The 22521-nt window shown below is 70.9% G+C and carries 20 protein-coding genes; 15 read left to right on the forward strand and 5 right to left on the reverse strand.

The features are described from left to right. Positions 1 to 407 precede the first annotated feature (407 nt). Positions 408 to 2927 carry a GTP pyrophosphokinase gene (gene relA / locus ACWDUZ_RS30835; RefSeq protein ID WP_451635096.1) on the forward strand — a complete coding sequence of 840 codons (2520 nt, stop codon included), beginning with the start codon at positions 408 to 410 and terminating at the stop codon, positions 2925 to 2927. An 85-nt stretch (positions 2928 to 3012) separates the two neighbouring features. On the opposite strand, the gene ACWDUZ_RS30840 is transcribed toward relA, so the two are convergent. Further along, a complete protein-coding gene (locus tag ACWDUZ_RS30840) occupies positions 3013 to 4242 on the reverse strand; it encodes a DUF349 domain-containing protein (RefSeq protein ID WP_451635097.1) in 1230 nt (409 codons plus the stop codon). 138 nt (positions 4243 to 4380) lie between these two features. After that, positions 4381 to 5208, reverse strand: a complete 828-nt coding sequence (locus ACWDUZ_RS30845; RefSeq protein ID WP_451635098.1) for a peptidylprolyl isomerase — start codon at positions 5206 to 5208, stop codon at positions 4381 to 4383. 168 nt (positions 5209 to 5376) lie between these two features. Here ACWDUZ_RS30845 and ACWDUZ_RS30850 point away from each other — a divergent pair, with 168 nt between their 5' ends. Beyond that, positions 5377 to 6087, forward strand: a complete 711-nt coding sequence (locus ACWDUZ_RS30850; RefSeq protein WP_451635099.1) for an MBL fold metallo-hydrolase — start codon at positions 5377 to 5379, stop codon at positions 6085 to 6087. 11 nt (positions 6088 to 6098) lie between these two features. Further along, positions 6099 to 7361, forward strand: coding sequence for a histidine--tRNA ligase (gene hisS, locus ACWDUZ_RS30855; protein ID WP_451635100.1), 1263 nt, complete (start codon positions 6099 to 6101; stop codon positions 7359 to 7361). A 150-nt stretch (positions 7362 to 7511) separates the two neighbouring features. On the opposite strand, the gene ACWDUZ_RS30860 is transcribed toward hisS, so the two are convergent. From ACWDUZ_RS30860 to ACWDUZ_RS30870, 3 genes are read right to left on the reverse strand one after another with little or no spacing between them, the layout of a single operon-like run. Next, a complete protein-coding gene (locus ACWDUZ_RS30860; protein WP_451635101.1) occupies positions 7512 to 7640 on the reverse strand; it encodes a hypothetical protein in 129 nt (42 codons plus the stop codon). Then, a complete protein-coding gene (locus tag ACWDUZ_RS30865) occupies positions 7637 to 8485 on the reverse strand; it encodes an ABC transporter permease (protein WP_451635102.1) in 849 nt (282 codons plus the stop codon). Before ACWDUZ_RS30865 ends, ACWDUZ_RS30860 begins: the two co-directional genes overlap by 4 nt. Beyond that, a complete protein-coding gene (locus ACWDUZ_RS30870) occupies positions 8482 to 9348 on the reverse strand; it encodes an ABC transporter ATP-binding protein (RefSeq protein ID WP_451635103.1) in 867 nt (288 codons plus the stop codon). The genes ACWDUZ_RS30865 and ACWDUZ_RS30870 overlap by 4 nt, the downstream gene beginning before the upstream one ends. Before the next feature lie 144 nt (positions 9349 to 9492). Here ACWDUZ_RS30870 and ACWDUZ_RS30875 point away from each other — a divergent pair, with 144 nt between their 5' ends. From ACWDUZ_RS30875 to aroB, 12 genes are all read left to right on the forward strand, one after another. Next, positions 9493 to 10152 carry a vitamin K epoxide reductase family protein gene (locus ACWDUZ_RS30875; protein ID WP_451635104.1) on the forward strand — a complete coding sequence of 220 codons (660 nt, stop codon included), beginning with the start codon at positions 9493 to 9495 and terminating at the stop codon, positions 10150 to 10152. Between the two features lie 59 nt (positions 10153 to 10211). Beyond that, positions 10212 to 11567, forward strand: coding sequence for a replication-associated recombination protein A (locus ACWDUZ_RS30880; protein ID WP_451635105.1), 1356 nt, complete (start codon positions 10212 to 10214; stop codon positions 11565 to 11567). 318 nt (positions 11568 to 11885) lie between these two features. Then, the gene (gene rpsD / locus ACWDUZ_RS30885; RefSeq protein ID WP_030166464.1) at positions 11886 to 12500 is read left to right on the forward strand and encodes a 30S ribosomal protein S4; all 615 of its coding nucleotides are present in this window, start codon (positions 11886 to 11888) and stop codon (positions 12498 to 12500) included. A gap of 376 nt (positions 12501 to 12876) precedes the next feature. After that, positions 12877 to 13326: a DUF948 domain-containing protein gene (locus tag ACWDUZ_RS30890; protein WP_451635106.1), complete on the forward strand. Its 450-nt coding sequence runs from the start codon at positions 12877 to 12879 to the stop codon at positions 13324 to 13326. 9 nt (positions 13327 to 13335) lie between these two features. Then, positions 13336 to 13695, forward strand: coding sequence for a hypothetical protein (locus ACWDUZ_RS30895; protein WP_451635107.1), 360 nt, complete (start codon positions 13336 to 13338; stop codon positions 13693 to 13695). Further along, complete coding sequence (alaS, locus tag ACWDUZ_RS30900; RefSeq protein WP_451635108.1) at positions 13695 to 16367, forward strand: alanine--tRNA ligase; 2673 nt, start codon at positions 13695 to 13697, stop codon at positions 16365 to 16367. Before ACWDUZ_RS30895 ends, alaS begins: the two co-directional genes overlap by 1 nt. Continuing rightward, a complete protein-coding gene (gene ruvX, locus ACWDUZ_RS30905; RefSeq protein WP_451635109.1) occupies positions 16367 to 16831 on the forward strand; it encodes a Holliday junction resolvase RuvX in 465 nt (154 codons plus the stop codon). Before alaS ends, ruvX begins: the two co-directional genes overlap by 1 nt. 122 nt (positions 16832 to 16953) lie before the next feature. Continuing rightward, positions 16954 to 18675: an endolytic transglycosylase MltG gene (gene mltG / locus ACWDUZ_RS30910; RefSeq protein ID WP_451635110.1), complete on the forward strand. Its 1722-nt coding sequence runs from the start codon at positions 16954 to 16956 to the stop codon at positions 18673 to 18675. Continuing rightward, on the forward strand, positions 18656 to 19495 hold the full coding sequence (locus ACWDUZ_RS30915; protein ID WP_451635111.1) for a shikimate dehydrogenase: 840 nt from the start codon (positions 18656 to 18658) through the stop codon (positions 19493 to 19495). The genes mltG and ACWDUZ_RS30915 overlap by 20 nt, the downstream gene beginning before the upstream one ends. A 193-nt stretch (positions 19496 to 19688) precedes the next feature. Beyond that, positions 19689 to 20873 carry a chorismate synthase gene (gene aroC, locus ACWDUZ_RS30920; RefSeq protein WP_451635112.1) on the forward strand — a complete coding sequence of 395 codons (1185 nt, stop codon included), beginning with the start codon at positions 19689 to 19691 and terminating at the stop codon, positions 20871 to 20873. Then, the gene (locus tag ACWDUZ_RS30925) at positions 20870 to 21388 is read left to right on the forward strand and encodes a shikimate kinase (protein WP_451635113.1); all 519 of its coding nucleotides are present in this window, start codon (positions 20870 to 20872) and stop codon (positions 21386 to 21388) included. Before aroC ends, ACWDUZ_RS30925 begins: the two co-directional genes overlap by 4 nt. Next, entirely contained in the window at positions 21385 to 22476 is a 1092-nt protein-coding gene (aroB, locus tag ACWDUZ_RS30930; protein ID WP_451635114.1) for a 3-dehydroquinate synthase, read from the forward strand. The genes ACWDUZ_RS30925 and aroB overlap by 4 nt, the downstream gene beginning before the upstream one ends. Positions 22477 to 22521 lie beyond the last annotated feature (45 nt).

Consider the following 22521-nt stretch of genomic DNA (forward strand, 5'->3'; position numbering starts at 1 on the left):
CACCGCCCCCGGGGGCCCCCCCGGGTGTTGCCCCGCCCCAAAATCGCCGCGCGGCGGCGGCACGCACCCCCAAAACCCCATTGAGACCCGCAGCCCCCGGCGGGGGGGCCCCCGGACCACCCCGCCCCCCGCCTCCTGCGTTTCTTCCTGCAGAAGGCCGTCTCAGCGGCCTGAAGGCGAGCCCGCGGGCAGCAGCCCGGGATCGCTACTGTGACTCCGCTCCCCCGGAGGGGGCTTCCAACCCAAAGGTTGCGGTCCAGCCCGAACCGATCCCCTGCGGGGCGAACGGAAACCACCACAGACCAGGCAGAGCGATTTACCCTGCGGCTGAAGCCGGTGGGCCCGATCGCTACCATGGGATCTCCGGAGCCTGACCGGGGGACCCGGATCGCGCACGAGGAGCCCTCTTGCCAGACGAGGCCCAGCCACTGACCGCCGCCAAGCCCGAGTCCGCCTCGGCGTCCGCGGCGAAGCCCGCGCCGAACGCGTCGCACACGAAGAACGACGTCCGTGGGACGCCCGGGCACGCCCAGACCGCCCCCGTCGACAAGCCCGCCGAACTCGCGCGCCCCAAGCCCGTCCAGCCCCCGGCCGTCCGCGCCGCCTCGGGCCAGCCGGCCCGCTCCGGTTCCTCCAACCGCGTCCGCGCCCGCCTCGCCCGCCTCGGCGTCCAGCGCGCCAACCCCTACAACCCGGTCCTGGAACCGCTGCTGCGGATAGTGCGCAGCAACGACCCCAAGATCGAGAACTCCACGCTCCGCCAGATCGAGAAGGCCTACCAGGTCGCCGAGCGCTGGCACCGCGGCCAGAAGCGCAAGAGCGGCGACCCGTACATCACGCACCCGCTCGCCGTCACCACCATCCTCGCCGAGCTGGGCATGGACCCGGCCACCCTGATGGCCGGCCTGCTGCACGACACGGTCGAGGACACCGAGTACGGCCTGGACCAGCTGCGCCGCGACTTCGGCGACACCGTCGCCCTGCTCGTCGACGGCGTCACCAAGCTGGACAAGGTCAAGTTCGGCGAGGCCGCGCAGGCGGAGACCGTGCGCAAGATGGTCGTCGCCATGGCCAAGGACCCTCGCGTCCTGGTCATCAAGCTCGCCGACCGCCTGCACAACATGCGCACCATGCGCTACCTCAAGCGCGAGAAGCAGGAGAAGAAGGCGCGCGAGACCCTGGAGATCTACGCGCCGCTCGCCCACCGGCTGGGCATGAACACCATCAAGTGGGAACTGGAGGACCTCGCCTTCGCGATCCTCTACCCCAAGATGTACGACGAGATCGTCCGCCTGGTCGCCGAGCGCGCCCCCAAGCGCGACGAGTACCTGGCGATCGTCACCGACGAGGTCCAGGCCGACCTGCGCGCCGCCCGCATCAAGGCGACCGTCACCGGCCGCCCGAAGCACTACTACAGCGTCTACCAGAAGATGATCGTCCGCGGCCGTGACTTCGCGGAGATCTACGACCTGGTGGGCATCCGCGTCCTGGTCGACACCGTCCGCGACTGCTACGCGGCCCTCGGCACCGTGCACGCGCGATGGAACCCGGTCCCCGGCCGGTTCAAGGACTACATCGCGATGCCCAAGTTCAACATGTACCAGTCGCTGCACACGACGGTCATCGGACCCAACGGCAAGCCGGTCGAACTACAGATCCGCACCTTCGACATGCACCGCCGCGCCGAGTACGGCATCGCGGCGCACTGGAAGTACAAGCAGGAGGCCGTCGCCGGCGCCTCCAAGGTCCGTACCGACGCGCCCAAGTCGTCCGCCAAGGACAAGGACGCCATCAACGACATGGCGTGGCTGCGGCAGCTGCTGGACTGGCAGAAGGAGACCGAGGACCCCGGCGAGTTCCTGGAGTCGCTGCGCTTCGACCTCTCCCGCAACGAGGTCTTCGTCTTCACGCCGAAGGGCGACGTCATAGCGCTCCCGGCCGGCGCCACCCCGGTGGACTTCGCCTACGCCGTGCACACGGAGGTCGGCCACCGCACCATAGGAGCCCGCGTCAACGGCCGCCTGGTCCCGCTGGAGTCCACCCTGGACAACGGCGACCTGGTGGAGGTCTTCACCTCCAAGGCGACCGGCGCCGGTCCGTCCCGCGACTGGCTCGGCTTCGTCAAGTCCCCCCGGGCACGCAACAAGATCCGGGCGTGGTTCTCCAAGGAACGCCGCGACGAGGCGATCGAGCAGGGCAAGGACGCCATCGTCCGCGCCATGCGCAAGCAGAACCTGCCGATCCAGCGCATCCTGACCGGGGACTCGCTGGTCACGCTCGCGCACGAGATGCGCTACTCCGACATCTCCGCGCTGTACGCGGCGATCGGCGAGGGCCATGTCTCCGCGCAGAACATTGTGCAGAAGCTCGTCCAGGCCCTCGGCGGCGAGGAGGCGGCCACCGAGGAGATCGACGAGAGCGTGCCGCCCGCGCGCGGGCGTGGCCGCAAGCGCCGCTCCAGCGCCGACCCCGGCGTGGTGGTCAAGGGCGTCGACGACGTCTGGGTCAAACTGGCCCGCTGCTGCACGCCGGTGCCCGGCGACCCGATCATCGGTTTCGTCACCCGCGGCAGCGGTGTGTCCGTCCACCGCAGCGACTGTGTCAACGTGGATTCGCTGTCCCGCGAGCCCGAGCGGATCCTGGACGTCGAGTGGGCGCCCACCCAGTCCTCGGTGTTCCTGGTGGCCATCCAGGTGGAGGCCCTGGACCGCTCCCGGCTGCTCTCGGACGTCACCCGCGTCCTGTCCGACCAGCACGTCAACATCCTCTCGGCGGCCGTCCAGACCTCCCGCGACCGCGTCGCCACCTCCCGCTTCACCTTCGAGATGGGCGACCCCAAGCACCTGGGCCACGTCCTGCGGGCGGTGCGCGGCGTGGAGGGCGTCTACGACGTGTACCGGGTGACGTCGGCGCGCAGCCGGGCGTGACCGCCGCACCCGGCACGCGGAGAGGGCCCCGTACGCACCGTACGAGGCCCTCTCGCGACGCGGCGGGCGGCCAGCGCCCGGAACCTCAGCCGCCGAACTCCTGGAGGCCCTTGAGCGCCTGATCCAGGAGTGCCTGGCGGCCCTCCAGCTCCTTCTCCAGCTTGTCCGCCCTGGCGGTGTTGCCCTGGGCCCGGGCCTGCTCGATCTGGCCCTTCAGCTTGTCCACCGCGGCCTGGAGCTGACCGGTCAGACCCTCGGCACGCGCGCGTGCCTCCGGGTTCGTCCGGCGCCACTCGGCCTCCTCGGCCTCCTGGAGGGCCCGCTCGACCGTGTGCATCCGGCCCTCGACGCGCGGCCGGGCGTCGCGCGGCACATGACCGATGCCCTCCCAGCGCTCGTTGATCGAGCGGAAGGCGGCCCGCGCGGCCTTCAGGTCGGTGATCGGAAGGAGCTTCTCGGCTTCCTCGGCCAGCTCCTCCTTCAGCTTCAGGTTCTCCGCCTGCTCGGCGTCGCGCTCGGCGAACACCGAGCTGCGGGCGGCGAAGAAGACGTCCTGGGCACCGCGGAAGCGGTTCCACAGGTCGTCCTCGTGCTCCCGCTGGGCGCGGCCCGCGGCCTTCCACTCCGCCATCAGCTCGCGGTAGCGGGCCGCCGTCGGACCCCAGTCCGTCGAGTCCGACAGGGCCTCGGCCTCGGCGACCAGCCGCTCCTTGGTCTTGCGCGCCTCCTCGCGCTGCGCGTCCAGCTGCGCGAAGTGCGCCTTGCGCCGCTTGGAGAACGCCGACCGTGCGTGGGAGAAGCGGTGCCACAGCTCGTCGTCGGACTTGCGGTCCAGGCGCGGCAGCCCCTTCCACGTGTCCACCAGCGCGCGCAGCCGCTCACCGGCCGCCCGCCACTGATCCGACCGGGCCAGCTCCTCCGCCTCGGCGACCAGCGCCTCCTTGGCGTGCCGGGCCTCGTCCGTCTGTCGGGCACGCTGCGCCTTGCGCTCCTCGCGCCGGGCCTCGACGGTCGCGACCAGCTTGTCCAGACGGGCACGCAGCGCGTCCAGGTCACCGACCGCGTGGTGCGCGTCGATCTGCTCGCGCAGGTGGTCGATCGCCGCCTGGGCGTCCTTGGCCGACAGGTCGGTGGTCCGCACCCGCTTCTCGAGGAGGCCGATCTCGACAACCAGGCCCTCGTACTTGCGCTCGAAGTAGGCCAGCGCCTCCTCGGGGGAGCCGGCCTGCCAGGAACCGACGACCTGCTCGCCGTCGGCCGTCCGCACGTACACGGTCCCCGTCTCGTCGACGCGGCCCCACGGGTCGCTGCTCACAGCGCCTCCTCCACATGATGCCTGCGAGGGGGCCTCGAAGCTCCCCCGGGCATCGTCCACAGTTTCGTCACGGCCAACATAGGCGAACGGCGCCTTGCCTGTCCGCATCCAGCGCGACCGAAATTACGCAGTTGACGCTCAGGATTTGGTGACCGTGGCCTTGTTGATCACGACCGTCGCGTTCGGCGCCCCGTCGCCGGCGCCCGTGTTCTCACCCGCGGCGGCGATCTTCTTCAGCACCTTCAGCCCGGCCTCGGAAACCGTACCGAACGGGGTGTAGCTGGGCGGCAGCTGACTGTCCTGGTAGACCAGGAAGAACTGGCTGCCTCCGCTGTGCTTCTGCCCGGTGTTCGCCATCGCCACCGTGCCCGCCGGGTACACGTTGCCCTTGAGGCTCTTGTCCTTGAGATTCTCGTCCGGGATCGTGTAGCCGGGGCCGCCGGAGCCGGTGCCCGTCGGGTCGCCGCACTGCAGCACGTAGATGCCGTTCGTGGTCAGCCGGTGGCACTTGGTGTGGTCGAAGTAGCCCTTGCCCGCCAGGAAGTCGAACGAGTTCACGGTGTGGGGGGCGGCGGCCGTCTTCAGGGCCACGTCGATGTCGCCGCACGTCGTCGCGAGCTTCATGGTGTACTTCGCCGACGTGTCGATCGTCATCGCCGGCTCCTTCTTCCAGCTCAGCTTCTTCACCGAGCCCTCGGCCGGCTTGTCGCACGGGTCCGGGGCCTTGCTGGTGGCCGAGGCGCTCGGGGTCACCTCGGCGCTCGCGTTGGCCTTGTCGTCCTTCTTGTCGTCCTTCATGACGCCGGTCGTGTACAGCGCGACGCTGCCGATCACCACCACGCCGAGCACCGACGCGATCACCGAGTTGCGCGCGCGTGACTTGCGCCGCGCGGCGGTACGCCGCTGCTGCTGCCGCAAGAACTTCTCCCGGGCGAGCTGACGCCGCCGCTGCTCCTGGCTGACCACCGGGTTCTCTCCTCATGCGTCTCGTGTGTCGACCGGTACTCGTGCGTCCTGTGAGTCGAACGCCTGCGTGTGCCCCGTACCGTATATGGGTTCGCTGAGGATCCGGCAGCGCCGGTAGGCTCTGACCACACCTGTAGCCGCCCGTATCGACACAAACGAAGGACGATCGTGCTCATTGCCGGGTTCCCCGCCGGGGCCTGGGGGACGAACTGCTACCTCGTCGCCCCCGCCGCCGGTGAGGAGTGCGTGATCATCGACCCCGGCCACCAGGCCGCCCAAGGCGTCGAGGAAGCACTGAAGAAGCATCGGCTCAAGCCCGTCGCCGTCGTCCTGACCCATGGCCACATCGACCATGTCGCCTCGGTCGTCCCGGTGTGCGGCGCGCACGGCGTACCGGCCTGGATCCACCCGGCCGACCGGTACATGATGAGCGACCCCGAGAAGGCCCTCGGCCGTTCCATCGGGATGCCGCTGATGGGCGAGCTGACCGTGGGGGAGCCGGACGACGTCGAGGAACTCGCCGACGGCGCCCGCCTGGACCTGGCCGGCCTCACGTTCTCCGTCGCGCACGCGCCTGGCCATACCAAGGGGTCGGTGACCTTCCGGATGCCCGAGACCGCGGACGTGCCGCCGGTCTTCTTCTCCGGGGATCTGCTGTTCGCCGGCTCCATCGGACGCACCGACCTGCCCGGCGGTGACATGGCCGAGATGCTCGAGTCGCTGGCCCGCGTGTGCCTGCCGCTCGACGACTCGACCGTGGTGCTGTCCGGTCACGGCCCCCAGACGACCATCGGCCAGGAGCGCGCCACCAATCCCTATCTGCGGCAGGTGGCCGCCGGCCCGGGAGCGCACGTCGACGCTCCCCGACGAGGAATGTGACGAGAGGCTTCGTGAGCACCTTCAAGGCCCCCAAGGGCACGTACGACCTGATCCCGCCCGACTCCGCCACGTACCTGGCGGTGCGCGAGGCGATCGCCGCCCCGCTGCGCAACTCCGGCTACGGCTACATCGAGACCCCCGGCTTCGAGAACGTCGAACTGTTCGCCCGCGGTGTCGGCGAGTCCACCGACATCGTGACCAAGGAGATGTACGCCTTCGAGACCAAGGGCGGCGACAGGCTCGCCCTGCGGCCCGAGGGCACCGCCTCCGTGCTGCGCGCCGCGCTGGAGGCCAACCTCCACAAGGCGGGCAACCTGCCGGTCAAGCTCTGGTACTCCGGCTCCTACTACCGCTACGAGCGCCCCCAGAAGGGCCGTTACCGCCACTTCTCGCAGGTCGGCGCGGAGGCGATCGGCGCGGAGGACCCGGTGCTGGACGCCGAGCTGATCGTCCTGGCCGACCAGGCGTACCGCTCGCTGGGCCTGAGGAACTTCCGCATCCTGCTCAACAGCCTGGGCGACAAGGAGTGCCGCCCGGTCTACCGGGCCGCGCTCCAGGACTTCCTGCGCGGCCTGGACCTGGACGAGGACACCCGCCGCCGCGTCGAGATCAACCCGCTGCGGGTGCTCGACGACAAGCGGGAGTCGGTCCAGAAGCAGCTCACCGGCGCCCCGCTGCTGCGCGACTACCTGTGCGACGCCTGCAAGGCGTACCACGAGGAGGTGCGGTCCCTGCTGGTGGCCCAGGGCGTGGCCTTCGAGGACGACCCCAAGCTGGTCCGCGGCCTGGACTACTACACCCGCACCACCTTCGAGTTCGTCCACGACGGCCTGGGCTCGCAGTCCGCGGTGGGCGGCGGCGGCCGCTACGACGGCCTGTCGGAGATGATCGGCGGCCCCGCGCTGCCCTCGGTGGGCTGGGCCCTGGGCGTGGACCGCACGGTCCTCGCCCTGGAGGCGGAGGGTGTCGAACTCCAGATTCCCGCCGCCACCAGCGTTTTCGCGGTCCCGCTCGGCGAGGAGGCCCGCCGGGTGCTGTTCGCCAAGGTCACCGAGTTGCGCAAGGTGGGCATCGCCGCCGACTTCGCCTTCGGCGACAAGAGCCTGAAGGGCGCCATGAAGAACGCCAACCGCAGCGGCGCCCGCTACACCCTCGTCGCCGGCGAACGCGACCTCGTCGAGGGCGTCGTCCAGCTCAAGGACATGGAGTCCGGCGAGCAGACCCCGATCGGCGTCAACGAGATCGTGGCCGAACTGGAGTCGCGGCTCGGCTGACCGGAGGCACCGGGAGCCCGGCGGTCCACGGCCGCCGGGGGACCTCCCCGGCGTCCCTAGTGCTGTGACCGGAAAGGTTCACCGGCTCACCTTTCCGGCAGCACTAGACGTTCACGGTTCCAGCGGCTCGGCCGCTACGGACCGTACCGGTCACCCGTGCCCGGAGGTGGCCAGGACCAGGGCCAGGGTGGTCCCGCAGGGGACGGCGAAGTAGGCGTCCCACAGCCCCACCGAGCGGTCCCAGGCGTGTGCCGCGCGGGTACCTGCCGTCCCGCTCACCCCGCGCGCCGGTCCTTCCACCGGAACGTCAGCAGACACAGCACCAACCCCCCAGCGCACCAGGCTGCCAGCACCAGAGCGATCCGTCCGAACTCCCAGTCGCCCGTCTGCTCCAGCACCCGTGCCGAGTCCGGCAGGAACACGCCCCGCAGCCCCTGGCACAGCCATTTCAGGGGGAACAGGGCGCCCGCGTTCAGCATCCAGTCGGGGATCGTATCCACCGAGATGTACACCCCTGAGACGAACTGGAGCACCAGGAACGGCAGGATGACCACCGAGCTCGCGCTCTTCCCGGAGCGGGGCACCGAGCTGATCGCGATGCCGAGCAGCGCGCAGCCGGTCAGGCCCAGCACGAAGATCCAGCCGAAGGCGAACCAGCGGTCCGGGGCGGTGGGCAGGTCCACGCCGTACAGCGTGGTGCCGATCAGCAGCAGCAGCGCCGTCTCCGCGGCGCCGGTGAACAGCACCAGCCAGACCTTCCCCAGGAAGTACGCCGCCGGCGGCATCGGCGTGCCGCGCAGCCGGCGCAGCACCTTCTCGTCCCGCTCCACCGCGATGGAGATGCCCAGGGACTGGAAGGACGTCGACATGATCCCGGAGGCCGCCATCGCGGGCACGTACAGCTGGGAGGCCGTGATGCCGAGCCCGTCGACGTCGTCGTGGAAGATCGACGCGAACAGGAACAGGAGCACCACGGGGAAGGCGAAGGTGAACACCACCTGCTCGCGCTGCCGGAAGAACTGCCGGATCTCCAGCCCGCCCCGGTGCAGACCGAGACTCCAGGCACCGGGCAGCCGTAGGTCCTGCCCCCGTGCGACGCCGGGCGTCCGCGCGGTCGTGGTCATGCGTCCTCCTGACCGGTGAGCCGGAGGTAGACGTCCTCCAGCGTGGGGCGGTGCACGGTCAGGCCGGGAATCTCGCCGTCGAAGCGGCGTGCCAGCTCGGCGACCGTGCGGGTCGGGGTGACGGTGCGCTCGGTGCGCGCGCTGCCGTCCCGGTCCGTCCAGCCGACCGTGGCCTCGGGGCCGTGCAGTTCGCGCAGCGCGGCCGGCTCGCCCTCAGCGACGATCCGGCCGCGGACGACCACGGCGAGGCGGTCGGCGAGCGCCTCGGCCTCCTCCAGATAGTGCGTGGTGAGCAGGATCGTCGTGCCCTCCGCCGCGAGCAGCCGGATCAGGTCCCAGAACTGCCGGCGCGCCGCCGGGTCGAAACCGGTGGTCGGCTCGTCCAGCAGGAGCAGCTCGGGGCCGCCGATCACGCCCAGGGCCACGTCCAGGCGGCGCCGCTGTCCGCCGGAGAGTGCCTTGATCCGACTGTCCGCCTTCTCGGCGAGGCCCACCAGCGTGACGACCTCCTCGGGGTCCCGGGGCCTCGGGTAGTACCGGGCGAAGTGCCGGACGGTCTCGCGGACCGTCAACTCGGCGGGCGCGGATTCGTCCTGCCAGACGATTCCGACGCGCGATCGCCACGCGCGCGTGGCCGTCGCCGGGTCCGCCCCGAGCACCCTGACCTCGCCCGCGTCCCGGCCCCGGTTGCCCTGGAGGATCTCCACCGTCGTGGACTTGCCGGCCCCGTTCGGGCCGAGCAGCCCGAACACCTCACCGGGGTGAATCCGCAGGTCGATGCCGTCGACCGCGGTGACGTCGCCGTACCGTTTGCGCAGCCCCCGCACGCTCACGGCGGGCGCGTCCATGGTGGTTGTGGTCATGTCCCGATCATCGACCGGAATCGAACATTCATGGCCCACCGTGCGTACGTCCTTATGCCCATCGAACGGTGGACAGGGCGTCGTGTGCGGCACAATGGCCCCTGCCCGAAGAAGGTCCAACTCTCGAGTGACGGAACCGGCGGAATGAGCAAGACGACAGTGAAGGACGTCTCCACCGACCCCGCATCGCAAGACGCCGGGACAGCCGTGCCGCGCAGGGTCGGCGGCAGCCGGGCCTTCGCGCTGCTGCTGGTGATCACCGGCGCGGCCGGGCTGCTCGCCGCGTGGGTCATCACGATCGACAAGCAGAAGATCCTCGAAGGCAAGCTGAGCGGCAAGACCTTCACCCCCAGCTGCAGCCTCAACCCGATCGTGTCCTGCGGCAGCGTCATGGAGAGCAAGCAGGCCGCCGTGTTCGGGTTCCCCAACCCGCTGCTCGGCCTGGTCTGCTACGGCATCGTGATCTGCGTGGGCATGAGCCTGCTGGCTCGCGCCACCTTCCCGCGCTGGTACTGGCTGACCTTCAACTTCGGCACGCTGTTCGGGGTCTGCTTCGTCACCTGGCTGCAGTTCGAATCGCTGTACCGGATCAACGCGCTGTGCCTGTGGTGCTCGCTGGCCTGGGTCGCCACGCTCACCATGTTCTGGTACGTGACCTCGTTCAACATCCGCAACGACTTCCTGCCCGCCCCGCGCGCCGTGAAGAACTTCCTCGGCGAGTTCACCTGGGTGCTCCCGGTCACCCACAGCGGCGTCATCGCCATGCTGATCCTGACCCGCTGGGGCAGCAGCCTCTGGGCGTGACCGGCGGGACCGCACCCGGCGCCGACGGCGTTGTCGGTGCGGTGCCATAGGGTTTCAGCGTGGAGCCCGACCTGTTCACCGCCGCAGCAGAAGAACGCCAGGAGAAGGACCCGGCCGCCAGCCCCCTCGCGGTCCGAATGCGCCCGCGCACCCTCGACGAGGTGGTGGGCCAGCGGCACCTGCTCAAGCCCGGCTCGCCGCTGCGCCGGCTGGTCGGCGAGGGCGCGGGCGGCCCGGCCGGACCCTCCTCGGTGTTCCTGTGGGGCCCGCCCGGCACCGGCAAGACCACGCTGGCGTACGTCGTCTCCAAGGCCACCAACAAGCGCTTCGTGGAGCTCTCGGCGATCACCGCGGGCGTCAAGGAGGTCCGCGCGGTCATCGACGGCGCCCGCCGCGCCTCCGGCGGGTACGGCCAGGAGACCGTCCTCTTCCTCGACGAGATCCACCGCTTCAGCAAGGCCCAGCAGGACTCTCTGCTCCCGGCGGTGGAGAACCGCTGGGTGACCCTGATCGCGGCCACCACGGAGAACCCGTACTTCTCGGTGATCTCCCCGCTGCTGTCCCGCTCCCTGCTGCTCACCCTCGAACCGCTCACCGACGAGGACATCCGCGGTCTGCTGCGCCGGGCGCTCACCGACGAGCGGGGCCTGAAGGACGCCGTCACCCTCCCCGCCGACACCGAGGACCACCTGCTGCGCATCGCCGGCGGCGACGCCCGCCGGGCCCTGACCGCCCTGGAGGCCGCCGCGGGGGCCGCCCTGGACAAGGGCGAGAGCGAGATCGGTCTGACCACCCTGGAGGAGACCGTCGACCGGGCCGCGGTGACGTACGACCGCGACGGCGACCAGCACTACGACGTGGCCAGCGCCCTGATCAAGTCCATCCGCGGCTCCGACGTCGACGCCGCCCTGCACTACCTGGCCCGGATGATCGAGGCCGGCGAGGACCCCCGGTTCATCGCCCGCCGCCTGATGATCTCCGCCAGCGAGGACATCGGCCTCGCCGATCCCCACGCGCTGCCGATCGCGGTGGCCGCCGCCCAGGCCGTCGCCATGATCGGCTTCCCCGAGGCCGCGCTCACCCTCAGCCACGCCACCATCGCCCTGGCCCTCGCCCCCAAGTCGAACTCCGCGACCACCGCGATCGGCGCAGCACTGGACGACGTGCGCAAGGGCCTGGCCGGACCGGTCCCGGCGCACCTGCGCGACAGCCACTACAAGGGCGCGACCAAGCTCGGGCACGGCAAGGGGTACGTCTACCCGCACGACCTGCCCGAGGGCATCGCCTCCCAGCAGTACGCCCCCGACGCCCTGAAGGACCGCGAGTACTACTCCCCGGGCAGACACGGCGCCGAGGCCCGCTACGCCGACGCGGTGGAGTGGACGCGCAAGCACCTCGGTCGAAGGCGGCCCTGAGCGCCCTGTAGACTGGCCCGAAGTGCTGAGTCCCGCGCAGTCAGAGCGGGACACCCAGCCGGAGATCCAGTCCCGGGGCCGGCCCCGGGAACGGACTCCAGGAGCGTCGCGCACCGATGAACGGTGTCGCGGGCAGCCCACCACCGCCCAGAGCCCTGGGAGCGGGAGGTGGGCCACTCGCGTGCTGCACGTATGTGCCCAGACCAGGGGAGCGGCTGCCCTCCAGGTCCCGAGCGGACCCGGTGGGATTCCCCGGCTGCGGATGCGACCTCCCTCAACCCTGACGAGCCGGAACACTACGAAAAGAGACGAAAGACAGTGGCGAACCAGTCCCGCCCCAAGGTCAAGAAGTCGCGTGCCCTCGGCATCGCGCTGACCCCGAAGGCCGTCAAGTACTTCGAGGCCCGCCCCTACCCGCCGGGTGAGCACGGCCGCGGCCGCAAGCAGAACTCGGACTACAAGGTCCGTCTGCTCGAGAAGCAGCGCCTGCGCGCGCAGTACGACGTGTCCGAGCGCCAGCTCGTCCGCGCCTACGAGCGTGCCTCCAAGGTCCAGGGCAAGACCGGTGAGGCCCTGATCGTCGAGCTCGAGCGCCGTCTCGACGCGCTGGTCCTGCGTTCGGGCATCGCCCGCACGATCTACCAGGCCCGCCAGATGGTCGTCCACGGCCACATCCAGGTCAACGGCCAGAAGGTGGACAAGCCGTCCTTCCGTGTCCGTCCCGACGACGTGGTCCAGGTCCGCGACCGCTCCAAGGACAAGACGCTCTTCCAGATCGCTCGTGAGGGCGGCTTCGCCCCCGAGGGCGAGACCCCGCGCTACCTGCAGGTGAACCTCAAGGCGCTGGCGTTCCGCCTGGACCGTGAGCCGAACCGCAAGGAGATCCCGGTGGTCTGCGACGAGCAGCTCGTCGTCGAGTACTACGCCCGCTGATCACCAGCCGGACGTAGCACCCAGCGGCTCGGCCCGCCGTCTCCCCGCCCTTCCGGGCGGGCGAGGCGGCGGGCTGACGCATATCCGCCCGTCCATGGGCCCGCGGGCCGCGCCGAGCCGCCGGCGCCCGTCACCGTCATCGGCCGGGCGCAGCCGAGCGCCCGTGCCGGAGCGCCGAGTTCGGCCGAGCGGCCCCCGAACGCGACGATCTCCACGGGCGGATCGCCCACCGGGCCGCCCCCCGGCTCTCCTCCGTGGCGCGCACACGCGGTAATCCGGTACGGAGCTTCACCCCTGGCGCGATAGGCTCGGTGCACGATTTTCTCGATGTTTCTCGATGTTCAGGCTCGTTGTTCAGGCACGTTTCAGGGAGCGGGTGCGCACAGTGTCCGGTGGAGAGGTGGCCGGGATCCTGGTGGCCGTGTTCTGGGCGATCCTGGTCTCCTTCCTCGCGGTGGCGCTGGCGAGGCTGGCCCAGACGCTCAGGGCGACCACCAAGCTCGTGGCGGACGTGACCGACCAGGCCGTTCCGCTGCTGGCCGACGCGTCCCGGGCGGTGCGTTCCGCGCAGACCCAGATCGACCGCGTCGACGCGATCGCCTCCGACGTCCAGGAGGTCACCTCGAACGCGTCCGCGCTGTCGACCACCGTCGCCTCCACCTTCGGCGGCCCGCTCGTCAAGGTGGCGGCCTTCGGGTACGGCGTGCGCCGGGCCCTGGGCGGCCGCAGGGAGGACGTGCCCGCCAAGGCGTCGAGGCGTACCGTGATCGTGGGCCGCACCGTCCCGGCCGCGCGGCGGGGGAAGCGGAACAACCGGGAGAAGTAAGGACTGACGATGTTCCGCCGTACGTTCTGGTTCACCACCGGTGTCGCCGCCGGTGTGTGGGCGACCACCAAGGTCAACCGCAAGCTGAGGCAGCTGACTCCCGAGAGCGTCGCCGCGACCGCGGCGAACAAGGCGCTCGAGGCGGGGCACCGGCTCAAGGACCGCGCCGTGGGCTTCGCGCTCGACGTCCGCGCCAACATGGCTCAGCGGGAGGCCGAACTCGGCGAGGCGCTCGGCATCGACACGCCCGCCGCCCCCGAACTCCCCGTACCCCGGCGGCATGCCGCCATCGAGAACCACCACAGCCCGAAGTACGTCGACGGCTCGACGTACCCGACGTACTCGTACAACCGGAATGAGGACCACTGATGGAGTCGGCTGAGATCCGCCGCCGCTGGCTGAGCTTCTTCGAGGAGCGCGGGCACACCGTCGTCCCTTCGGCGTCGCTCATCGCGGACGACCCGACTCTGCTCCTCGTCCCGGCCGGCATGGTGCCCTTCAAGCCCTACTTCCTGGGTGAGGTCAAGCCGCCCTTCCCGCGCGCCACCAGCGTGCAGAAGTGCGTGCGCACGCCCGACATCGAAGAGGTCGGCAAGACCACCCGCCACGGCACGTTCTTCCAGATGTGCGGCAACTTCTCCTTCGGCGACTACTTCAAGGAAGGCGCCATCAAGCTGGCCTGGGAGCTGCTGACCAGCCCCCAGGACAAGGGCGGTTACGGCCTCGACCCCGAGCGCCTGTGGGTCACCGTCTACCTGGACGACGACGAGGCCGAGCGCATCTGGCACGAGGTCGTCGGCGTGCCCAAGGAGCGCATCCAGCGCCTGGGCATGAAGGACAACTTCTGGTCCATGGGCGTGCCCGGCCCGTGCGGCCCCTGCTCCGAGATCAACTACGACCGCGGCCCGGAGTTCGGCGTCGAGGGCGGCCCCGCCGTCAACGACGAGCGGTACGTGGAGATCTGGAACCTCGTCTTCATGCAGTACGAGCGGGGCGAGGGCACCGGCAAGGACAACTTCGAGATCCTCGGGGACCTGCCGAGCAAGAACATCGACACGGGCCTCGGCCTGGAGCGGCTCGCCATGATTCTGCAGGGCGTGCAGAACATGTACGAGATCGACACCTCCATGGCCGTCATCGAGAAGGCCACCGAGCTGACCGGCGTCCGCTACGGCGACGCCCACGACTCGGACGTCTCCCTGCGTGTCGTGACCGACCACATGCGCACCGCCACCATGCTCATCGGCGACGGCGTCACCCCCGGCAACGAGGGCCGCGGCTACGTCCTGCGCCGCATCATGCGCCGCGCCATCCGCACCATGCGCCTGCTCGGCGCCACCGGCCCGGTCGTCAAGGACCTCCTCGACACCGTGATCGAGATGATGGGTCAGCAGTACCCCGAGCTGGTCACCGACCGCGAGCGCATCGAGAAGGTCGCCGTCGCCGAGGAGAACGCCTTCCTCAAGACGCTGAAGGCCGGTACCAACATCCTCGACACCGCCGTCACCGAGACCAAGCAGGCCGGCGGCACCGTCCTCTCCGGCGACAAGGCCTTCCTGCTCCACGACACCTGGGGCTTCCCGATCGACCTCACCCTGGAGATGGCCGCCGAGCAGGGGCTGTCCGTGGACGAGGAGGGCTTCCGCCGGCTGATGAAGGAGCAGCGGGAGCGCGCCAAGGCCGATGCCCAGGCCAAGAAGACCGGCCACGCCGACCTGGGCGCCTACCGCGAGATCGCCGACACCGCCGGCGAGACCGACTTCATCGGCTACGCCGACACCGAGGGCGAGTCCACGATCGTCGGCATCCTCGTCGACGGCGTCTCCTCCCCGGCCGCCACCGAGGGCGACGAGGTCGAGGTCGTCCTGGACCGCACCCCGTTCTACGCCGAGGGCGGCGGCCAGATCGGCGACACCGGCCGGATCAAGGTCGATTCCGGTGCCGTCATCGAGGTCCGCGACTGCCAGAAGCCGGTGCCGGGGGTGTACGTCCACAAGGGCGTGGTCCAGGTCGGCGAGGTGACCGTCGGCGCCAAGGCCCACGCCTCCATCGACGCCCGCCGCCGCAAGGCCATCGCCCGCGCCCACTCGGCCACCCACCTCACCCACCAGTCCCTGCGCGACGCCCTCGGCCCGACGGCCGCCCAGGCCGGCTCGGAGAACCAGCCGGGCCGCTTCCGCTTCGACTTCGGCTCTCCGGCCGCCGTCCCGACGGCCGTGATGACCGACGTCGAGCAGAAGATCAACGAGGTGCTCGCCCGCGACCTCGACGTCCACGCCGAGGTCATGGGCATCGACGAGGCCAAGAAGCAGGGCGCCATCGCCGAGTTCGGTGAGAAGTACGGCGAGCGGGTCCGCGTGGTGACCATCGGCGACTTCTCCAAGGAGCTCTGCGGCGGCACGCACGTGCACAACACCGCCCAGCTGGGCCTGGTGAAGCTGCTCGGCGAGTCCTCGATCGGCTCCGGTGTGCGCCGTATCGAGGCCCTGGTCGGCGTGGACGCCTACAACTTCCTCGCCCGCGAGCACACGGTCGTCGCCCAGCTCCAGGAGCTGATCAAGGGCCGCCCGGAGGAGCTCCCGGAGAAGGTCTCCGCCATGCTCGGCAAGCTGAAGGACGCCGAGAAGGAGATCGAGAAGTTCCGCGCCGAGAAGGTCCTCCAGGCCGCCGCCGGTCTGGCCGAGTCCGCCAAGGACGTGCGGGGCGTGGCCGTGGTCACCGGTCAGGTGCCCGACGGCACGACCTCCGACGACCTGCGCAAGCTGGTCCTCGACGTGCGCGGCCGCATCCGGGGCGGCCGGGCCGCGGTCGTCGCCCTCTTCACGGTCACGGGTGGCAAGCCGCTGACGGTCATCGCCACCAACGAGGCCGCCCGCGAGCGCGGCCTGAGCGCCGGTGACCTGGTCCGCACCGCCGCCAAGGCCCTCGGCGGCGGCGGTGGCGGCAAGCCGGACGTCGCCCAGGGCGGCGGCCAGAACCCGGCCGCCATCGGCGAGGCCGTGGACGCCGTCGAGCGCCTCGTGGCGGAAACGGCCAAGTGATGAGGAGAGGCCGCCGGCTCGCCGTCGACGTCGGGGACGCGCGGATCGGGGTCGCCTCGTGCGACCCCGACGGGATCCTCGCCACCCCGGTGGAGACGGTGCCCGGCCGGGACGTCCCGGCGGCCCACCGCCGCCTGGGGCAGCTCGTCGAGGAGTACGAGCCGATCGAGGTGGTCGTCGGCCTCCCCCGCTCCCTCAAGGGAGGCGAGGGCCCGGCCGCGGTCAAGGTCCGGGCCTTCGCGGGGGAGCTGGCCCAGCGGATCGCCCCGGTGCCGGTGCGCCTGGTGGACGAGCGGATGACCACCGTGACAGCCGGGCAGGGACTGCGGGCCTCCGGGGTGAAGTCCAAGAAGGGACGCTCCGTGATCGACCAGGCCGCGGCAGTGATCATCCTCCAGCAGGCCCTGGAATCCGAACGAGTGTCAGGCAATCCACCCGGCGAGGGCGTCGAAGTGGTCATCTGATCGCGATACGGTAACGTTCCGCGCGATGCGCCGGTGTTCGAACAGCCGGCGCACAGCAAGAGGCGGCACGGCAGCCGGGACGAAGGGCCGTGTGGCCGCCGCCTCGCGGCTCTAGGGGATCGATGACTGAGTATGGCCGGGGCCCAGGCTCCGAACCGTGGCATCCGGAGGACCCGTTGTACGGGGACGGCGGATGGGGAGGGCAGCAGGACCACACCGGCCCGCAGCCCCCCTACGGCGGCCGACAGCACCATCCGCAGCAGCCGTACTACGGAGAGTGGGAACAGGAGCAGGCCGGCTACGGCGGGCAGCACCAGCAGTACCACGGGCAGGGCGCCCAGCAGCCCCCGCACTACGGACAGCAGGGCTACCCGCAGTACGACCAGCAGTACGCGGCCCAAGCCCAGGAACAGCAGCACTACCAGCAGCACCAGGGCGGCTGGGACGGCACCGGAGCCCAGCCGCAGCTGCCGTACGCCGCCGACCCGTCGGACCCGTACGCCCAGCAGGCCATGGCCTACGGCGCCGAGCGGCCCGACCTCTACGGCACCCCCGACGCCTATCCGCCGCCGCAGCCGCCGAACCGCAGGGACCCCGAGCCCGAGCAGCGACCCGACTGGGACCCGGAACCAGATCCGGGCCAGGAGGACCACGCCTTCTTCACGGGCGGCGGGGACGAGGACGAGCCCGACGGCGACGACCCGAACCAGGGCCGGGACCGCGGCGACCGCGCGGGGCGCGGGGCCAAGGGGACGGGCGGCAAGAAGCGCCGCGGTGGATGCGCCTGCCTGGTCGTCGCGCTGGTGCTCACCGGCGGCGTGGCCGGCGCCGGGTACTACGGATACCAGTTCTACCAGTCGCGTTTCGGCTCGGCGCCGGACTACGCGGGCAACGGCACCGGCGAGATGGTGACCGTCGAGATCCCCCAGGGCGCCGGGGGCTACGACATCGGCCGGGCGCTGAAGAAGGCCGGCGTCGTCAAGAGCGTCGACGCGTTCGTGGCCGCCCAGTCCCAGAACCCCAAGGGGAAGCAGATCCAGGCAGGCGCCTACCAGATGAAGAAGCAGATGTCGGCGGCGAGCGCCGTGGCGCTGATGCTGGACCCCAGCAGCCAGAGCAACATCCTGGTCAAGCCCGGCGAACGCAACGCCCAGGTCTACGAGGCGATCGACAAGCAGCTGAACCTGGAGGACGGCACCACCAAGAAGATCGCCCAGAAGCAGTACAAGTCCCTGGGCCTGCCCGGCTGGGCGAACGACAGCAGCCAGATCATGGATCCGCTGGAGGGCTTCCTCTGCCCGGGCACCTATCCCGCGGCCAAGGGCATGAAGCCCGAAGCGGTCCTGCGGAGCATGGTCGAACGGGCCGACCAGGCCTACAAGCGCTACAACCTGACCGCGAAGGCCAAGACCCTCGGCCTGTCCGACCCGCTGGAACTGGTCACGGTCGCGAGCCTGGTCCAGGCCGAGGGCAAGACGCACGACGACTTCCGCATGATGGCCGAGGTGGTCTACAACCGCCTCAAGTCGACGAACACCCAGACCAACCAGCTGCTTCAGTTCGACTCGACCTTCAACTACCTGAAGGGCGAGAGCAACATCCACATCAGCGAAAAAGAGATCAACAGCAACCAGAGCCCGTACAACACCTACACCCACAAGGGCCTGCCGCCCGGACCGATCGGAAACCCCGGCGACGACGCCATGAGGGCGGCGCTGAACCCGACCGACGACGGCTGGATCTACTTCGTGGCGACCGACGGTACGAACAAGACCGAGTTCGCCAAGACGTACGCCGAATTCCTGAAGCTCAAGGACAAGTTCGATGCCAGCTCGGGCAACTGACGCCCGCCGGGCCGCCGTTCTCGGTTCGCCCATCGCCCACTCCCTCTCCCCGGTGCTGCACCGCGCGGCCTACGAGAACCTGGGGCTCACCGACTGGTCGTACGACCGGTTCGAGATCGACGAGGAAGGACTGCCCGCCTTCGTCGAGGGGCTAGGGCCCGAGTGGGCGGGGCTGTCGCTGACCATGCCGCTGAAGCGGGCCGTCATCCCGCTGCTGGACGAGATCAGTGACACGGCCGCCTCCGTCGAGGCGGTCAACACGGTCGTGCTCACCGAGGACGGGCGGCGCACCGGGGACAACGCCGACATTCCCGGCATGGTCGCCGCCCTGCGCGAGCACGGCATCGAGCAGGTCGAATCGGCGGCGATCCTCGGGGCCGGCGCCACCGCCTCCTCCGCGCTGGCCGCGCTCGCCCGGGTCTGCACCGGCGAGGTCGTCGCCTATGTGCGCAGCGAGGCCCGCGCGGCCGAGATGCGCCAGTGGGGTGAGCGGCTGGGTGTGGCGGTCCGCGCGGCGCGCTGGTCGGATGCCGAGCACGCCCTGCGCGCTCCTCTGGTGATCGCCACCACCCCGGCCGGTGCGACCGACGCCCTCGCCGCGTCCGTGCCCGAGCGGCCCGCCACCCTCTTCGACGTCCTGTACGACCCCTGGCCCACCGCCCTCGCGGCCCGCTGGTCCATGGCCGGCGGCGCCGTCGTCGGCGGCCTGGACCTGCTGGTCCACCAGGCGGTCCTCCAGGTGGAGCAGATGACGGGCCGCTCACCGGCCCCGCTGGATGCCATGCGGCGGGCGGGCGAGAAGGCGCTTTCGGAACGCTGACCCGCCGCCGGCCACGACCGCCGGAGGCGCGGAGCCGCACGGCGGTGCGCCGACGGGGCCGTCCGAGGGCCGTCCGCCTGCTGGACCGGCGGCGGGTCCCGGGGCCCGGACGTGGGAGGATCGTAGGTGGCGGGCCCGGGCCGCGCACCCGGTCGCGCCGTCGCAGTTCCAGGCGCGAGCATGAGGAGCACCGTTGAGCAGGTTGCGTTGGCTGACCGCGGGCGAGTCCCACGGACCCGCACTCGTGGCGACGCTGGAGGGCCTACCCGCCGGCGTGCCGATCACCACGGACATGGTGGCGGACCACCTCGCACGGCGGCGCCTGGGCTATGGACGCGGCGCCCGGATGAAGTTCGAGCGTGACGAGGTCACCTTCCTCGGCGGCGTCCGGCACGGCCTCACCCTCGGCTCACCGGTGGCGATCATGGTCGGCAACACCGAGTGGCCGAAGTGGGAGAAGGTCATGGCCGCCGACCCGGTCGACCCGGCGGAGCTGGCCGAACTGGCGCGCAACGCCCCGCTGACCCGCCCCCGCCCCGGCCACGCCGACCTGGCGGGCATGCAGAAGTACGGCTTCGACGAGGCGCGGCCCATCCTGGAGCGGGCCTCCGCGCGGGAGACCGCCGCCCGGGTGGCGCTGGGCGCGGTGGCCCGGTCGTACCTGAAGGAGACGGCCGGCATCGAGATCGTCAGCCACGTCGTGGAACTGGCGGCGGCCAAGGCGCCCTACGGCGTGTACCCGACACCGGCGGACGTCGAGAAGCTGGACGCGGACCCCGTGCGCTGCCTGGACGAGGACGCGTCGAAGGCGATGGTCGCCGAGATCGACCAGGCCCACAAGGACGGCGACACCCTCGGCGGTGTCGTCGAGGTGCTGGCCTACGGGGTGCCGGTGGGCCTCGGCTCGCACGTGCACTGGGACCGGCGGCTGGACGCCCGGCTCGCGGCGGCCCTGATGGGCATCCAGGCGATCAAGGGTGTCGAGGTCGGCGACGGCTTCGGCCTCGCCCGCGTCCCGGGCTCCCAGGCCCACGACGAGATCCTCACCACCGCCGACGGCATCCAGCGTGCCACCGGCCGCTCCGGCGGCACCGAGGGCGGGCTGACCACCGGTGAGCTGCTGCGGGTGCGGGCCGCCATGAAGCCGATCGCGACCGTGCCACGGGCGCTGCGGACCGTCGACGTCGCCACCGGCGAGCCGGCCCAGGCCCACCACCAGCGCTCCGACGTGTGCGCGGTCCCGGCGGCCGGCATCGTCGCCGAGGCGATGGTCGCCCTGGTCCTGGCGGACGCGGTGGCGGAGAAGTTCGGCGGCGACAGCGTGGCCGAGACCCGCCGCAACGTCCGGTCGTACCTCGACCACCTGTCCGTCCGATGAGCGCGATGCCGGTCGTCGTCCTGGTCGGCCCGATGGGCGTGGGCAAGTCCACCGTCGGACATCTGCTGGCCGGCCGGCTCGGGCTCCGCTACCGGGACACCGACGACGACATTGTGACCGAGCAGGGCCGGACCATCGCCGAGATCTTCGTCGACGACGGCGAGCCCGCCTTCCGGGCGATCGAGAAGGAGGCGGTGCGCCGGGCGCTGGCCGAGCACGACGGTGTGCTGGCGCTGGGCGGCGGCGCGATCCTCGACCCGGACACGCGCGCGCTGCTCGCCCAAGTGCGCGTGGTCTACCTGTCGATGGACGTCGAGGAGGCGGTCAGGCGCACCGGGCTGAACGTGGCCCGCCCGCTGCTCGCGGTCAATCCGCGCAAGCAGTGGCGCGAGCTGATGCAGGCCCGCCGGCACCTGTACGAGGAGGTCGCCACGGCCGTGGTGGCCACCGACGGCCGGACGCCCGAGGAAGTCACCCAAGCCGTCCTGGACGCAGTGGAGTTGAAGCAGGCATGAGCGAGGCAGTCACCCGGATCCACGTCGGCGGTACCGCGGGCACCGACCCCTACGACGTCCTCGTCGGACGTCAACTCCTCGGCGAACTGGCCGCTCTGATCGGCGAAAAGGCCAAGCGGGTCGCCGTGATCCACCCCGAGGCGCTCGCCGAGACCGGTGACGCGCTCCGCGCCGACCTGGCCGAGCAGGGCTTCGAGGCCGTCGCCATCCAGGTGCCGAACGCGGAGGAGGCCAAGACCGCCGAGGTCGCCGCCTACTGCTGGAAGGCGCTCGGCCAGTCCGGGTTCACCCGCTCCGACGTCATCGTGGGCGTCGGCGGCGGCGCCACCACGGACCTCGCCGGCTTCGTGGCCGCCACTTGGCTGCGCGGAGTGCGCTGGATCGCCGTCCCGACCACCGTGCTCGCCATGGTCGACGCGGCCGTCGGCGGCAAGACCGGCATCAACACCGCCGAGGGCAAGAACCTCGTCGGCGCGTTCCACCCGCCCGCGGGCGTGCTGTGTGACCTGGCGGCGCTGGACTCCCTCCCGGTCAACGACTACGTGTCCGGGCTGGCCGAGGTCATCAAGGCCGGCTTCATCGCCGACCCGGTGATCCTGGACCTCGTGGAGTCCGACCCGGAGGCCGCCCGCACCCCGGCCGGCCCGCACACCGCCGAGCTGATCGAGCGCTCCATCCGGGTGAAGGCCGACGTCGTGTCGAGCGACCTGAAGGAATCGGGTCTGCGGGAGATCCTCAACTACGGCCACACCCTCGGCCACGCCATCGAGAAGAACGAGCGGTACACGTGGCGGCACGGCGCGGCGGTGTCGGTGGGCATGCACTTCGCCGCCGAACTCGGCCGCCTGGCGGGCCGGTTGGACGACGCGACGGCGGACCGTCACCGTACGGTCCTCGAGTCCGTCGGCCTGCCCCTGCACTACCGCTACGACCAGTGGCCCAAGCTGGTGGAGACGATGAAGGTCGACAAGAAGTCGCGGGGCGACCTGCTGCGCTTCATCGTCCTGGACGGCCTTGCCAAGCCCACCGTCCTGGAGGGCCCGGACCCGGCCGTGCTGCTCGCCGCCTACGGCGAGGTGGGGGAGTAGGTCCCCCGAAGGGCGGTCCGTCCGATACGCCGTGCCCCGGCGGGC

Source organism: Streptomyces sp. NPDC003393 (assembly GCF_053589015.1).

Coding starts and splice junctions, on each gene's coding strand:
- aroB (WP_451635114.1), top strand. CDS start 21,385: ATGAGCGAGGCAGTCACCCGGATCCACGTCGGCGGTACCGCGGGCACC.
- ACWDUZ_RS30925 (WP_451635113.1), top strand. CDS start 20,870: ATGAGCGCGATGCCGGTCGTCGTCCTGGTCGGCCCGATGGGCGTGGGC.
- ACWDUZ_RS30875 (WP_451635104.1), top strand. CDS start 9,493: ATGAGCAAGACGACAGTGAAGGACGTCTCCACCGACCCCGCATCGCAA.
- alaS (WP_451635108.1), top strand. CDS start 13,695: ATGGAGTCGGCTGAGATCCGCCGCCGCTGGCTGAGCTTCTTCGAGGAG.
- ruvX (WP_451635109.1), top strand. CDS start 16,367: ATGAGGAGAGGCCGCCGGCTCGCCGTCGACGTCGGGGACGCGCGGATC.
- ACWDUZ_RS30895 (WP_451635107.1), top strand. CDS start 13,336: ATGTTCCGCCGTACGTTCTGGTTCACCACCGGTGTCGCCGCCGGTGTG.
- ACWDUZ_RS30915 (WP_451635111.1), top strand. CDS start 18,656: ATGCCAGCTCGGGCAACTGACGCCCGCCGGGCCGCCGTTCTCGGTTCG.
- ACWDUZ_RS30870 (WP_451635103.1), bottom strand. CDS start 9,348: ATGACCACAACCACCATGGACGCGCCCGCCGTGAGCGTGCGGGGGCTG.
- ACWDUZ_RS30865 (WP_451635102.1), bottom strand. CDS start 8,485: ATGACCACGACCGCGCGGACGCCCGGCGTCGCACGGGGGCAGGACCTA.
- mltG (WP_451635110.1), top strand. CDS start 16,954: ATGACTGAGTATGGCCGGGGCCCAGGCTCCGAACCGTGGCATCCGGAG.